13 protein-coding genes are annotated in these 12,594 nt (G+C 66.0%); 6 read left to right on the forward strand and 7 right to left on the reverse strand.

The features are described 5' to 3' along the window. Positions 1-332 precede the first annotated feature (332 nt). Positions 333-827: a hypothetical protein gene (locus RUR_RS34380; RefSeq protein ID WP_283139405.1), complete on the reverse strand. Its 495-nt coding sequence runs from the start codon at positions 825-827 to the stop codon at positions 333-335. Between the two features lie 432 nt (positions 828-1,259). Between RUR_RS34380 and RUR_RS34385 the strand changes: the two genes are divergently transcribed. Further along, positions 1,260-2,144: an ABC transporter substrate-binding protein gene (locus RUR_RS34385; protein ID WP_283139406.1), complete on the forward strand. Its 885-nt coding sequence runs from the start codon at positions 1,260-1,262 to the stop codon at positions 2,142-2,144. Positions 2,145-2,463: 319 nt separating this feature from the next. Next, a complete protein-coding gene (locus tag RUR_RS34390) occupies positions 2,464-2,889 on the forward strand; it encodes a hypothetical protein (RefSeq protein WP_283139407.1) in 426 nt (141 codons plus the stop codon). 112 nt (positions 2,890-3,001) lie between these two features. Here the strand turns inward: RUR_RS34390 and RUR_RS34395 are convergent, their stop codons facing one another. The 4 genes from RUR_RS34395 to RUR_RS34410 all read right to left on the reverse strand — a co-directional run bounded on the left by RUR_RS34395 (position 3,002) and on the right by RUR_RS34410 (position 6,855). Beyond that, positions 3,002-3,880, reverse strand: a complete 879-nt coding sequence (locus tag RUR_RS34395) for a F510_1955 family glycosylhydrolase (protein ID WP_283139408.1) — start codon at positions 3,878-3,880, stop codon at positions 3,002-3,004. Positions 3,881-3,891: 11 nt separating this feature from the next. Continuing rightward, on the reverse strand, positions 3,892-5,415 hold the full coding sequence (locus RUR_RS34400) for a multicopper oxidase family protein (protein WP_283139409.1): 1,524 nt from the start codon (positions 5,413-5,415) through the stop codon (positions 3,892-3,894). 50 nt (positions 5,416-5,465) lie between these two features. Beyond that, a complete protein-coding gene (locus tag RUR_RS34405) occupies positions 5,466-5,864 on the reverse strand; it encodes a hypothetical protein (RefSeq protein ID WP_283139410.1) in 399 nt (132 codons plus the stop codon). Positions 5,865-5,937: 73 nt separating this feature from the next. After that, on the reverse strand, positions 5,938-6,855 hold the full coding sequence (locus RUR_RS34410; RefSeq protein WP_283139411.1) for a sugar phosphate isomerase/epimerase family protein: 918 nt from the start codon (positions 6,853-6,855) through the stop codon (positions 5,938-5,940). A 183-nt stretch (positions 6,856-7,038) separates the two neighbouring features. Between RUR_RS34410 and RUR_RS34415 the strand changes: the two genes are divergently transcribed. Continuing rightward, entirely contained in the window at positions 7,039-7,581 is a 543-nt protein-coding gene (locus tag RUR_RS34415; protein WP_428847058.1) for a GNAT family N-acetyltransferase, read from the forward strand. A gap of 29 nt (positions 7,582-7,610) precedes the next feature. Here the strand turns inward: RUR_RS34415 and RUR_RS34420 are convergent, their stop codons facing one another. Continuing rightward, complete coding sequence (locus RUR_RS34420) at positions 7,611-7,967, reverse strand: cupin domain-containing protein (RefSeq protein ID WP_283139413.1); 357 nt, start codon at positions 7,965-7,967, stop codon at positions 7,611-7,613. Between the two features lie 155 nt (positions 7,968-8,122). Between RUR_RS34420 and RUR_RS34425 the strand changes: the two genes are divergently transcribed. Both RUR_RS34425 and RUR_RS34430 read left to right on the forward strand, forming a co-directional pair. Next, positions 8,123-8,689: a GNAT family N-acetyltransferase gene (locus RUR_RS34425; protein WP_283139414.1), complete on the forward strand. Its 567-nt coding sequence runs from the start codon at positions 8,123-8,125 to the stop codon at positions 8,687-8,689. A 166-nt stretch (positions 8,690-8,855) separates the two neighbouring features. Next, a complete protein-coding gene (locus RUR_RS34430; protein WP_283139415.1) occupies positions 8,856-10,955 on the forward strand; it encodes a catalase in 2,100 nt (699 codons plus the stop codon). Between the two features lie 196 nt (positions 10,956-11,151). On the opposite strand, the gene RUR_RS34435 is transcribed toward RUR_RS34430, so the two are convergent. Next, positions 11,152-12,078: a DUF5996 family protein gene (locus RUR_RS34435; RefSeq protein ID WP_283139416.1), complete on the reverse strand. Its 927-nt coding sequence runs from the start codon at positions 12,076-12,078 to the stop codon at positions 11,152-11,154. A 267-nt stretch (positions 12,079-12,345) separates the two neighbouring features. Between RUR_RS34435 and RUR_RS34440 the strand changes: the two genes are divergently transcribed. Beyond that, a complete protein-coding gene (locus tag RUR_RS34440) occupies positions 12,346-12,582 on the forward strand; it encodes a hypothetical protein (RefSeq protein WP_283139417.1) in 237 nt (78 codons plus the stop codon). The last annotated feature ends 12 nt before the right edge of the window (positions 12,583-12,594 follow it).

A 12,594-nucleotide genomic window follows, 5' to 3' on the forward strand; every position in this document is an offset into this window, starting at 1 on the left:
AGCCGCCGCCCACCCCTGGGGTCCGCACCGGGCATCGCACGCTGCCGCCTAGATCGATTACCCGACATGACCGCTGTCTCCACCACTGGAGATACGTCCCGGCCAAAGCGGAGACGGACTCAGCTGCGGGGAGGACGACACTCCGGGATCCTTACACGAAGACCCCGGCAATGAAAGGATACGGCTTATCCTTTCATCAGCAGGGGGAGCGTGAAAGGATAATCGCCGTGGCCGGATACACCGAAGCCCTCTGGCCTGCGGCTTGGGACGCCCCGAGCAAGCGCGCCGCCCGCATGGCCTGAACGACGGTCAGCTATGCCGTGGCGCTTGGCTTAGCCGCCGACACCGTCGCCAGAATGGTTACCGAAGCCACCTCTGAGAATTGTCCCCCTGCGGTTTATTTCGTCACCTTCGCTGGTGACCACGAACGCGTCGCGTGGACGTATGGTTGTGCCCTTGGACACCCGCCCATTGCCTCTTTTGCCGCCGTAGTACCAGATATAGGCGCTGTGCTTTCCCGCCCCGTCGCAGCGTTCGTCGGCTACCACCTGATAGGTGCCGTTGCCTTCACTTGAGCGTCGTACGCAGCGTGCGACCACCTCGTCCTCTACGTAGTCGTCTTCCTCTACGTAGTCGCCTCCCCCTACATGGTCGCCTTCCTCTACGTAGTCGCCTTCCTCCGATTCCAGCCAGTCCTCGGCATACGGACTGTTCAAGCCGGCCGGAGGTTCAGGATGCCGGTCCGTGGCACAGCCGCTGAGCACTATGGCCGACAAGGCGGTGATCGCGCCGAGCGTGACCGTACGCGAGGAAAGCCGTCGGCTCACCGTCCCCACACCTGCCCGCTCCATGATCTTCGGAGATCACTGAATTGCGGCATCGGACCCCTTCTCTCCCCCGCTGCTCCCCAAACCTGACACTGTCCCTAAATAAACGGAAATATTCTGACTGTAGTTCCCCAGAAACATCACGAAATCTCTTCACAAATTATCCTTTATATAGACCAATAGCATATAAAATAACAAAGAGTCTGATTCCACCAGGGTGTAAGCAGGTACCGGTGAAGAGTGATGCCGAGGATAGGGACGCCGTTCTGCGGCACCGGCCACGACGATCGGATCACCGAGCGGGAGTTGTGCAAGAGCCGCCCTTCCCAGACCGGTCTGATCGGGGTACGGCTCCGCCGAGTCACTCGTCTCCCGGAGTGAGATCGTCGTGGGATGGCCGTCCCCCGCAGCGGCCGGTGACACCATGGGGGTATGCGATTGGTGTCGTTGCTGCCGTCCGCCACGGAGATCGTCTATGCCTTGGGGCTCGGCGACGACCTGGTCGGGGTGACCTTCGAGTGTGACGAACCGCCTGCGGCCCGCGTCGAGAAGACCGTGGTGGTCGGGGGCCGGGATACCCGGGGCATGACACCCGGCGAGATCGACGCCTATGTGAAGGAGCAGCTCGCGGCCGGTGGCGATCTGTACACCCTGCGGGAGGACGCGCTGGCGGGGCTGGCGCCGGATCTGATTTTGACGCAGGACCTGTGCCGGGTGTGCGCCCTGCCTTCCGGGCACGTCACCGAGGCGTTGCATCACCTCGGGTGTCAGGCGGAGGTGCTGACCCTCGATCCGCATTCACTCGACGAGGTTCTCGGCACGATCCTCACCGTGGGCGCGCATACCGGTGTACGGGACCGGGCCGAGCGCCTGGTGGCGGACCTGCGGGCGCGGCTGAGCCGGGTGTCGGACACCGTGTCCGGTCGGCCCCGTCGAAGGGTCGCGGTCGTGGAGTGGGTCGATCCGCCGTTCACCGCGGGGCATTGGGTGCCCGACCTGGTCGACGTGGCCGGCGGGGAAGCGGTCGCGGCGAACCCCGGTGCCCGATCGGTGGAGACGACATGGCGGGCGCTGGCCGACGCCGCCCCGGACGTCGTCCTTGTCACGCCGTGCGGTTTCCACCTCGACGGTGCGTCCGAGCAGGCCCGGGCCGTCGCCCCGAGATTCCCGGGGATCCCGGTGTGGGCGCTGGACGCGGACGCCATCGTGGTGCGTCCGGGCCCACGCCTGGTCGAAGGCGTGGAGGCGATCGCCGGCATCCTCCACCCTGATCTCGTCGGCGAACCTGATCCGAAGGCCGCCACCCGCGTAGCCTGAACCGGTCCCCCCGGGCGAACCGGTTGGTGGAGTGAGTCCCGTACGCAAGCGGTGATCGCGAAGCTCCGCGAACACCGCCAAGCCAACGGCTATACGACGAGGCGACCGCGTTCAGCCATCTGATCAGCTAAGACGTTCGTTGACACAGGTCAGCCCAGCTGGCCAGGCCGTTTCCGGTCAAGATATATACCGCAAATATACCTGGCCTTATGAGTATGCCTGTCAACTCGAAAGACAGCCGGAGACTTACCGAAGGGCGTGGATTGCGCCTGGACGGTGAAGAGTTTCTCCGACTGCCCGACAAATGGGGGGAGCGCAGATGCGCAAGGGTACGACCAAGCTCAGAATCTCGGCTTTGACCGCAGCTCTCACAGTGGGTATTTCAACCTTTGCACTGCCGACGGCACCGGCATCAGCGAGACCACACGACTGCCAAATCCGCGTGTTCATCGAACAATGGTCGAGCGGTCTCGTCGGTAAGGCCAGGGTGGACTGCGCGAATCGCGAAGACTACCGTGTTGAAGTCATTATCCGGCGGAAGGACGGGTGGACGCATACACGGGTCGCCTTTGCCGGAATTGACTATATCGAACAAGGCACGCGGTGGGTACAAACCTCAGAGCCATGTTCTGATGTGGAGACCACCAAGCAGTATTCTGTCAAGGGAATTCTGTACGACGGGCGTTTCGGCCCGCCAATTGACGTCAAGGAAGTCGAGACCGGTCTCATCCAGGGTCACTGCTGAGCCCAGAGAGGGCCAGACGAGAACCTCCTCCCACTGACCGATCCCCCGGTTCGATGATCGTGATAAGCGCTTGGCGGCTCCCCATCCCGGCATGGGATGGGGAGCCGGTTCGTCAGGGCTTGGCGACGACGGTGAAGTTCTCTCCGCCGTCGACGGACTCGTAGACGGTTCCCTCCATGGTGGCGGCGAGGAATCGGTCTGCGTTGACGGCGGTGAAGGCCACCGCCTGCATGGGCAGCCGACCGGCGGTCTGCCAGGTCTTGCCAGTGTCGGCGCTGAGGTGGATCTGACCGTCGGGGGCGATTCCGGCCAGGCGGCCTGCGTCCGGCACGTCGATGAAGGAGAGCAGCGGTGCGCCCTTCAGCGGGGTGAACGTCTTGGCGCCGTCTGTACTGATCTTCACACCCTCAGGGGTGGTCGCGTACACCGTGTCGGGGGCCGCCGCCCCCGCGCCGAGGTCCAGCAGGTCGAGCCGGGCTTCCGCCTTGAGGTCCTTCCCGCCGTCCGGGCCACGCCAGATCTGCCCGGTCTGGGTGTCGTATCCGTAGACGGTGGTACCCGCGACCATCAGGGCGTGGAAGTCCGCCTTCCCGGCAAGGGCCACCTGCTCCCAGGTCTTCCCGCCGTCGACGGTACGGATCAGCCCGAGATGGGGTGCCTCCCCCTTGGCGATGTCGCCGGAGGAGGGGTGGCCGCTGGCGTAGAACGTGCCGGGCCCGGCGACGGTGAAGCCCATGTGGTCGGCGATGCGGTCTCCGACCCGGACAAGCTTGCCGGCTTCGACGGTGAAGAGTCCGTAGTGTCCGGCGACGAAGGTTTTGCCGGTGGCGGGGTCGACCCCCAGGCCGTGGATGTGGCCGACTCCGGCGTCGGCGGGCGCCCCGGACGGATGTTCGGTGCCGTGTTCCCCGCCCGCCGCGGTCTGGGCGGTGCCGCAGGCGGCGAGTGCCCCGGTCAGCAGGAGGGCGAGCCCGATCTTTTTGATCATCATGGCGATCCCCTTCAGACCCGGTACCCGAGCAGGGACATCATCCCAGCCTCGGCGTGGTAGATGTTGTGGCAATGGATCATCCAGATGCCTGGATTATCCGCATCAAAGTCGACATTCACTGTCATGCCGGGCAGGACGATCGCGGTGTCCTTCCGAACGCCTGTACCGGCGAGCGCGAACGTGTGACCGTGCAGATGCATCGGATGCCACATCAGACTCTGGTTGACGAACGAGAGACGGACCCGCTCCCCGGAGCGGATCGGCTCAATGACCTTGGGGTCGTACTTCTTCCTGTTGATGGTCCAGTCGTACTTGGCCATGCTCCCCATGAGCCGCAGCGTGATCGTGCGGTCGGGGTTCTTGGCCGCCAGCCGTACGGCTGCCGCGGGCACAAGCCGGTCGTACCCCACCAGACGCCCCTCCAGTTGCGCGGGCCGGTCCTCGGCTCCCGGCGCCCTGGCGGAGGGGGCGGTCCGGACCACCGCCCTGGCCAGAGCCCGTTTGCCCTCGGCCAACGCGACCAGCGGGAACGCGCCGTCCTTAAGCGTGACGAGCACGTCGTACCGCTCGCCCATCCCCAAAAGCAGCGCGTCGGTCTCCACCGGTTCGACCGGGAAGCCGTCGGTATGGGTGACGGTCATCGTGTGATCGCCCAGCGCCACCCGGAAGGCCGTGTCACCCCCGGCGTTGATCAACCTGATCCGTACCTTGTCACCGGGTTTGGCGGTGAACGTCTCCGGCGAAGCCGGCACCCGCCCGTTGAGCAGGAAGTGCGGATAGTAGACGTCCCCGGCGTCCCCGCCGAGCAGGTCGCTCTCCGCGTTCATCATCATGTACGGCCATTTGGCGGAGGCGCTCGGCCGCGGCGTGGGCATGGCGTGGCCGCCGTGGCCACCGCCGCCGTCCATCATGCCCGCCATGGAGGTGAGCTCGGCCAGTACGTCGTCCGGGGTGCCGCTCACCCCGTCCATCCAGTCGTCCAGCACGACGATCCACTCGTGGTCGTATGTGAGCGGTTCGGCCGGATCCTCCACGATCAGCGGTGCGTAGAGACCGCGATCCAGCTGAGGCCCGTGGTGGGGATGGAACCAGTACGTCCCCGGGTGAGGGGCGGTGAACTCGTAGACCCGCTCACTTCCGGCGGCGATGACCGGCTGGGTGACGCCCGGGACACCGTCGGCGTCGTTGCGCAACGCCAGACCGTGCCAGTGCACGGTGGTGGGCTGGGGCAAGGTGTTGACGAGCTTCGCCCGGACCACCTCGCCGGCTTTGACCCGGATCGGCTCGCCCGGCAGGCGGTCGCCGTACAGCCAGGTGGAGACGGTGGGCCCGCCGAGATCGGCGTGACCGGGTCGAGCGGTCAGGGTGAAGTCCCGTATCGTGCCGGGCGTGCGGGCGGCCTCGGCCGCACGCACCTGGTCACCGGCAGGCTGGACAAAGGTGATGTTCTCGTTTTTCGCGCATGCGGAAAGCAGGGCTCCTCCGGCGGCGAGCAGGCCGGTGCGCAGGAAGAGCCGTCGATCGAAGGCAGTCATCAGACACTCACGGTTCGAGGGCGAATAGCAACATCCGTAGCCGGAGGCCGCTATATGCGCAGAACCGCGATGCGTTGCAGGGACAAGCCGAATAGCCATGGCGAACCCCGTACCGCCGGCGTCCGAGACCGCTGATTCGACTCGATCAGCCATCCCCGGGACGACCGCCCGGGACCCAGCACCAGCAGGACGAGAGCGATCAAGGTGGCGGCGACCGTGGCCAGGCAGAGCACGAAAGGCTCCGCCCCGGCTTCGGCCGGTGCGCCGGCCACCGCCATGTGCTCGACGTGGTGCGGTACGGCATCCGTCTGGGCGCAGACCGCCGACATCGTGGCGTGACCGCACAGGTGCGCGGAGGCGTAGCTGAGGCCGACGCCGAAAAGCACGCAGGCCAGCAGGACGAGCCGTGGCAGAATCGCCGTGACCCCGCTCCCTCTCGCTCCGCGCACCGACGCACACTCCCGCCGCCTGGACTGTCATCAGGCTACCGGCGGTCCGTCCTGGTCCCGACGGCGAGGCGGTTCAGCCGAGAAGCGGGGCGAGCGTTCGCGCCGCGACATGCAGACCCTCCTCCACCCGGTCGTCGGATCCGCTCAGCTGCGGATCCTCGTGCTCCACGGAGACGACGCCGTCGAAGCCGTTCTCCCGCAGGGTGTCGACGAGAGTCGGCCAGTCGATCTGCCCCAGGCCCGGGATCCGGTAGCGCCACCACCCTGCATCCCATTTGTCGGCCTTGTTGAGAGCCGTGCCGTAGACACTGAATCGAGTGCGCAGCTCCGGGAAGACCTCCACGTCCTTGGCCTGGACGTGGGCGATGCGATCCCGATGGCGTCGTACGGCCGCCACGGGGTCGATCCCCAGCCACACCAGGTGTGACGGGTCGAAGTTGAGATAGAGACCTTGGGCGGCGAGCCACTCCCACAGTTCCGGGGAGTAGGCGAGATTCCCCGGGTAGCCGTCCGGATGCCAGCCGCCCATCGGGCAGTTCTCGATCACGACTTTGACCCCGGCCCGCCCGGCGTGGTCGACGATCGGGCGGAAGACCTCGGCTGCGGCGGCGAGGTTCTCCACGACCGATCGGCCGGGATCACGGCCGACGAAGGTGCCCACGGTCGGGCAGTTCAGCAGCGCCGCGGCGTCCACGACCCGCCGGAGATGGGCGTTGATCGCGGTACGCCGTTCCGGATCCGGATGCAGGTTGTTCTCGTAGTAGGCGAGGGAGGAGAGCACCAGCCCATGCCGGTCGAACAGGTCGCGAACCTTCTCGGCGCCGCCGGGGTCGAGGGTCGCGACGTCGATGTGCCCGGCGGTGTGCGGTCGTTCGGTGTCCGCGGGCCAGGCCGCGACCTCCAAGGCCGTGTACCCGTGGGTGGAGGCCCACTCCGCATGCTCCCGAAGGGATCGGTGGGTCAAGCAGGCGGTGAGGAATCCAAGACGCATGTGCCACCTCTTTCGATCCAGAGTGTGGAGACTTACGTCGATAATCGGCATTCTTTTAACTATCTGCAACATAAGTGCCATACCCGATCGGTATCCGACCGGGCCTTGCGAAAACCCTCTTCATCCAGGTGGATATTGGAACGCTCCAAAACCCTCGATGACTACCACTCGCGAAATATTAGGATTCACGGTGTGTCTGAGGTCCAAGTCGTCCATACCGCCGAACTGCCCACCACCACCCTCGAAGCCGCCCGCGCCCTGCTCGACGAAGCCTTCGACGGTGACTTCTCCGACGAGGACTGGGACCACTCCTTAGGCGGTATGCATGCCCTCATCTGGGAAGGCGCCGAGCTGATCGGACACGCGTCGTCAATCCAGCGGCGGATGATCCACAACGGCCGGGCACTGCGCACCGGGTATGTGGAAGGCGTCGCGGTACGGGCGGATCGCCGCGGGCGCGGGCACGGCGCGGCCTTGATGGGCGCGGTGGAACGGGTGGTGCAGGGAGCGTACGACCTTGGCGCGCTCAGCGCCGCCGAAGCGGCGGCGGCCTTCTACGCCGCCCGGGGCTGGCAGTCCTGGCAAGGCCCATCCTTCGCCTTGACCCCGGCCGGGGTGCTGCGCACCGCGGAGGAGGACGACTCGATCTTCGTCCTCCCGCTCGCGATTCCGCTGGATCTGTCCGGCGAGCTCACCTGCGACTGGCGCGACGGCGACCTGTGGTGAGCCCGCCGGCCTGATGGCCGATGTTCCCGCTAGCCCGCCTTGGCGTACTCAGCGGCGCCTCCGGCGAAGTCGAACATGACGACCTGCTCGTCGCCGACGACCCAGGCGTCGTGCCCGGGGGGTGCGACGAAGATGTCACCCGGCCCCACCTCGGCCTCGGTGCCGTCGCCCATCAGGAAGCGCAGTCGGCCTCGGGTGACGTATCCGTTGTGGTGGATCTCGCACATCTCGGTGCCGACGATCGGTCGCACGGAATCCGACCAGCGCCATCCGGGTTCGAAGGTGGCGACACCGAAATCCAGACCGCGCAAGTGGTAGACCTCGACGTGTCCCTTCGGAAAGTCCCGGCGCTCATCGGGCTTGTCGATGTTCATGATCTCGATCATGACAGCCCCCCGTCCTTGACCTCCTTACTTCCATCCTCCGCGGCACCGGAAGGGGTGTCAAAGCCGCGACCTGCAAGGACTCAGAATCCGACACACGTGACCCAGAACGTCCCTTTCCATAGAATCCGTCAAAGTTCATCAGGGAAAGGGAATCTATGGCAATCAATCGACAGGTTCGCCCGGTTTTCCCGCCCGAGCTGCGCCTAACCGGAGCCGGACTCGTACTCCGCGAATGGACCGATGCGGACCTTCCGGAGATGGTCGCGCTCTTCGACGAACCCGAAATCGCCCGCTGGACACCGCTCAGGTCGCCGTTCGACCTGGGCGCAGCCGAGGAGTACCTCGTCAAGGCGCGCCGGAGTCGCGTCCTGGACCTGCGGATTCAGCTCGCCATCACCACCGACGGGGGCCGGCCCAAAGGTGAGGTGCTGCTCATCGCGCAAGCTCCCGGGGATGCGCTGTGCAGCATCGGCTACACCATCGGCGCCATACACCGGGGGCAGCGCCTGGCCGCCCGGGCCGTACGGGTCCTGACGGACTACGCCCATCTGACCTTGAACCTGCCCCGGGTGACGCTGGAGATCGAGGCGGAGAACACGGCGAGCAACGCGGTGGCCCGGGCCGCCGGGTACCACCTCACGGATCACCCGCCTATTCCGGGCCTGGCAAAGGGACGCCCCTACACACTTCACACCTGGGCTCACGATCATCCCCGACCCTGACCAACCCTTTTATCCACAGGCTGTGGATAAGGAGAAACACATCACTCCCTGTCCGTTTCATTGCGGAGGGGTGGGTACGTCTGCTTCGCAGAGCCGACGCGGCGGCCGTACCGGAACCGACGGAGCCCTGCGGATCGATCACGGACACCATCATGCGGGGGCACCGATGACCAGCGAGGAACGGACGGCGAAGGATCGTCGCCTGGACGACTACCGGGTCGACCCGCAGGACACCGTGCTCACCACCGATCAAGGTATCCGGATCGACGACACGGACAACTCGCTCAGCGCCGGGGAACGCGGGCCGACGCTGATGGAGGACTTCCACTTCCGGGAGAAGCTCACCCACTTCGACCACGAGCGGATCCCCGAGCGGGTCGTGCACGCCCGGGGCGCCGGGGCTTACGGCTACTACCAGGCCTACGACAACTCCCTCGCCGATACGACGACCGCCGGATTCCTCATCGATCCCGGGATCAAAACCCCGGTCTTCGTCCGCTTCTCCACCGTGGCCGGATCACGCGGATCGGCGGACACGGTGCGGGACGTCCGCGGATTCGCGGTCAAGTTCTACACCGAGCAGGGAAACCACGACCTGGTGGGAAACAACTTCCCGGTCTTCTTCATCCAGGACGGCATCAAGTTTCCCGACTTCGTGCACGCGGTGAAACCGGAGCCGGACAACGAGATCCCCCAGGCGTCCTCCGCCCACGACACATTGTGGGATTTCGTGCAGCTCCAGCCGGAGACCACCCACATGATGATGTGGCTGATGTCGGACCGGGCGATCCCGCGCAGCTATCGCATGATGCAGGGATTCGGCGTGCACACCTTCCGCCTGGTGAACGCCGAAGGCCGGGGCACCTTTGTGAAGTTTCACTGGAAGCCCAAGCTCGGGACTCATTCCCTGGTCTGGGACGAGGCCCAGAAGATCGCCGGCCGGGATCCGGATTTCAACCGGCGCGACCTGTGGGAGGCGATCGAGGCGGGCGACTTCCCCGAGTGGGAGCTCGGCCTGCAGCTCGTCCCCGAGTCGGACGAGTTCGCCTTCGATTTCGACCTGCTCGACGCCACGAAGATCATTCCGGAGGAGATCGTCCCGGTTCGCCCGGTGGGCCGCCTGATTCTCAACCGCAACCCCGACAACTTCTTCGCCGAGACCGAGCAGGTCGCCTTCCATCTCGGCAACGTGGTACCGGGTATCGACTTCACCAACGACCCGCTGCTGCAGGCCCGGCTGTTCTCCTACCTCGACACCCAGCTGATCAGGCTCGGCGGGCCCAACTTCCCGCAGATCCCGGTCAACCGGCCGATCGCCGAGGTGCGCAACAACCAGCGGGACGGCTATCACCAGATGACCATCCACCGCGGCCAGGCGAGCTACCATCCCAACTCGCTCGGCGGCGGCTTCCCCGCACTCGCCGATCGGGACAGGTACGTCCACCATCAGGAGCGCGTCGACGGCGACAAGATCCGCAAGCGGAGTGAGAGCTTCGGCGACCACTACCGTCAGGCCACCCTGTTCTGGAACAGCATGAGCGAATGGGAGCGGAAGCACATCGTCGCCGCGTTCCGCTTCGAACTCGGGAAAGTCCGGCACAACCACATTCGCGAGGGTGTGGTGCGGAACCTCAACAACGTGGACCACGAACTCGCGGTGCTGATCGCCTCCGGAATCGGGGTGGCGCCGCCCGAGGCGCCGAGCGTCCCCAACCACGGGCAGAGCTCTCCGGCGCTCAGCCAAGCGGGCAGTGCCAAGGACAGCGTTCTGACCAGAAGGATCGCCCTGCTCGCCGCGGACGGGGTCGACGCCGACGCGATCACCAGGCTGTACGGCGAGCTCGTCGGCGCCGGGGCGACCCTGGATGTGCTCTCCACGCAGGGCGGCACCGTGCGGGGCGGCGACGGCGAGCACATCCCCGTGACCCATCCCCTGCCCACCACGTCGTCCGTGGTCTACGACGCCGTCCTGGTGCCGGGCGGCGAAGGCGGCGTACAGCTCCTCGCCGAAGACGGTGCGGCCATGCATTTCATGGCGGAGGCGTACAAACACGGCAAGGCACTCGGGGTACTCGGCTCAGCCATGGCACTCTTGGACATCGCCAGGATCGGCTCCGCGTCCGACTACCCGGGCGACGGGGGCGTCTCGGTGGAGCAGGGCGTGGTCCTCGGGGACACCGTCTCCGACGACTTCGTCCAGGAGTTCATCGCCGCCGTCACCGCCCACCGCCACCCGGAACGGGTCATCCGCCATATCCCCGCTTGATCGGAGCCGGTACGGCCTGAGCCGCCCCCGCCGTACCGGACTGTGGAAAGCGGCGATCGGCACCCGCTCGGCCGCTCCTCCGTTCACGATCACGAACCACTGGATCGGCAACAGCCCTTCACCACCCCGCATGCGGGTCACTTTTCCAAGCCCTCTTTTCGGCCACGGACCCACGCCCGTACCGGAGGAGGAAGATTCAGGCGAGGGGGTCGGTAACCCCGCCTGGGCAGCTGGTGCCTTCGATGTCCCAGTTGGCCCGGCGGGCACCGGCCAGGTAAGCGCTCCGGAAGAACTCCAGCACCGTGGCGCGGGGGTCGTCGCCGATGCGGGCGTCGGCGTAGCGCAGGATCGCCAGGTGACTGCCTCGGGAGACGGTCCATTTGGCCTGTTCCGGGCGGAGCGGCTCGTCGACGAGCCCTTGCGGCTCGGGCGCGGTGTAGGAGTAGAACGCGGGTTCGGGCATGTTGTCGTCGCCGAACCAGAAGCCGACGCTGATCACCTCCTCCGAGTACGCCTCCCTGGTCACCGGATCCACCTGGGCGTTCGTCGGGACCTTCCGCCCGGAGAACCGGGTGACGGCGACGTCGAAGGTGTGCCAGAAGTGGTGCACCGGGCTGGTTTTGCCGGAGTAGTCGGCGGCGTAGGCCTCCAGCACCTGCGCGACCTGGGAGAGGATCCGCCAGTACCGGTTGGCCATGGTGTGGTCGTACGGCGCCGGCGCGGTGTCCTCGGCGAACGGGGTGGTGTCCCCCACCAAGTCGAAGGGCTCGGCATTGATCTCGACGTGGATGCCGAGACGGTCCAGCGCGGCGAGGATCTCGTGGTGGAAGGAGGCCGCGGAGTTTCCGGCGAGTGGGAACGAAACGCTCCGGCCGTTGAGGGTGTCGATGACGAGCCGATGCCGGACGAAGTCGAAGTCGACGGCGAACACCGGGTTCTCGTCGAGCCCGCCCATGGGGCGGGTCGTGATGCCCCGGCCGGTGACGTGGTAGGCGACGTTCCACCAGTGGTTACGGCGGACGCTCGCCGCCAAACGTATCTTCCCGACGATCTGCGCGAACTTATGGAGTGTGAGCTTTGTGTCCGCCCACTCCGACAACGGCATAGCCGGAAAAAGCTCCATCGGATCCACCTATCTCCGCGAAAGTACGGATGTCTCGACCCCTGCCCGCGAGCGCGGCGTGGGTAACATCGCTACCCACTCTCCGGGCGAACCCCGAGATCCCAGGACACGCTTGGCCAACTCATTGACGATCTTTTAGTGACCGCGGTCTGGCATGTCTCCACCCCCATGCGTTATCAGTGAATAGTGTGGCATTTCGGAGGGCATCGAGGGCCTGCGCCACGATTCCAGGAGCTGGAGTCCGAGCTTGAGCAGGCCGAAGAGAGGTTGACCGCATCGCAGACCGCGATGGACGAGCTCGAACGCTACCGCGACGAACTCAAGATCCTCGCTGATCTGCTCCAGGCCGAAGCGACGGAGGCCCGCGCCGACGCGCTGAAGGCTTATCACGTGTGGTGGGACTCGCGGGAACAGCGCGATCAGAGTATCCGGCTGGTCCGCCGCCTGCGGAAGAAGACCCGGGGGCTCGACGGCGGTCGCGCCACCGCACTCCGATATCCGTAGTGAGACGCCCGC

The sequence above is a fragment of the Rhizohabitans arisaemae genome (genome assembly GCF_025996515.1).
Classification (GTDB): Bacteria; Actinomycetota; Actinomycetes; order Streptosporangiales; family Streptosporangiaceae; genus Rhizohabitans; species Rhizohabitans arisaemae.

What these genes read in the sequence shown, in the direction of transcription:
- RUR_RS34385 (WP_283139406.1), top strand. Translation starts at nt 1,260, where the DNA reads ATGCGATTGGTGTCGTTGCTGCCGTCCGCCACGGAGATCGTCTATGCC.
- RUR_RS34390 (WP_283139407.1), top strand. Translation starts at nt 2,464, where the DNA reads ATGCGCAAGGGTACGACCAAGCTCAGAATCTCGGCTTTGACCGCAGCT.
- RUR_RS34395 (WP_283139408.1), bottom strand. Translation starts at nt 3,880, where the DNA reads ATGATGATCAAAAAGATCGGGCTCGCCCTCCTGCTGACCGGGGCACTC.
- RUR_RS34400 (WP_283139409.1), bottom strand. Translation starts at nt 5,415, where the DNA reads ATGACTGCCTTCGATCGACGGCTCTTCCTGCGCACCGGCCTGCTCGCC.
- RUR_RS34410 (WP_283139411.1), bottom strand. Translation starts at nt 6,855, where the DNA reads ATGCGTCTTGGATTCCTCACCGCCTGCTTGACCCACCGATCCCTTCGG.
- RUR_RS34420 (WP_283139413.1), bottom strand. Translation starts at nt 7,967, where the DNA reads ATGATCGAGATCATGAACATCGACAAGCCCGATGAGCGCCGGGACTTT.
- RUR_RS34425 (WP_283139414.1), top strand. Translation starts at nt 8,123, where the DNA reads ATGGCAATCAATCGACAGGTTCGCCCGGTTTTCCCGCCCGAGCTGCGC.
- RUR_RS34430 (WP_283139415.1), top strand. Translation starts at nt 8,856, where the DNA reads ATGACCAGCGAGGAACGGACGGCGAAGGATCGTCGCCTGGACGACTAC.
- RUR_RS34435 (WP_283139416.1), bottom strand. Translation starts at nt 12,078, where the DNA reads ATGGAGCTTTTTCCGGCTATGCCGTTGTCGGAGTGGGCGGACACAAAG.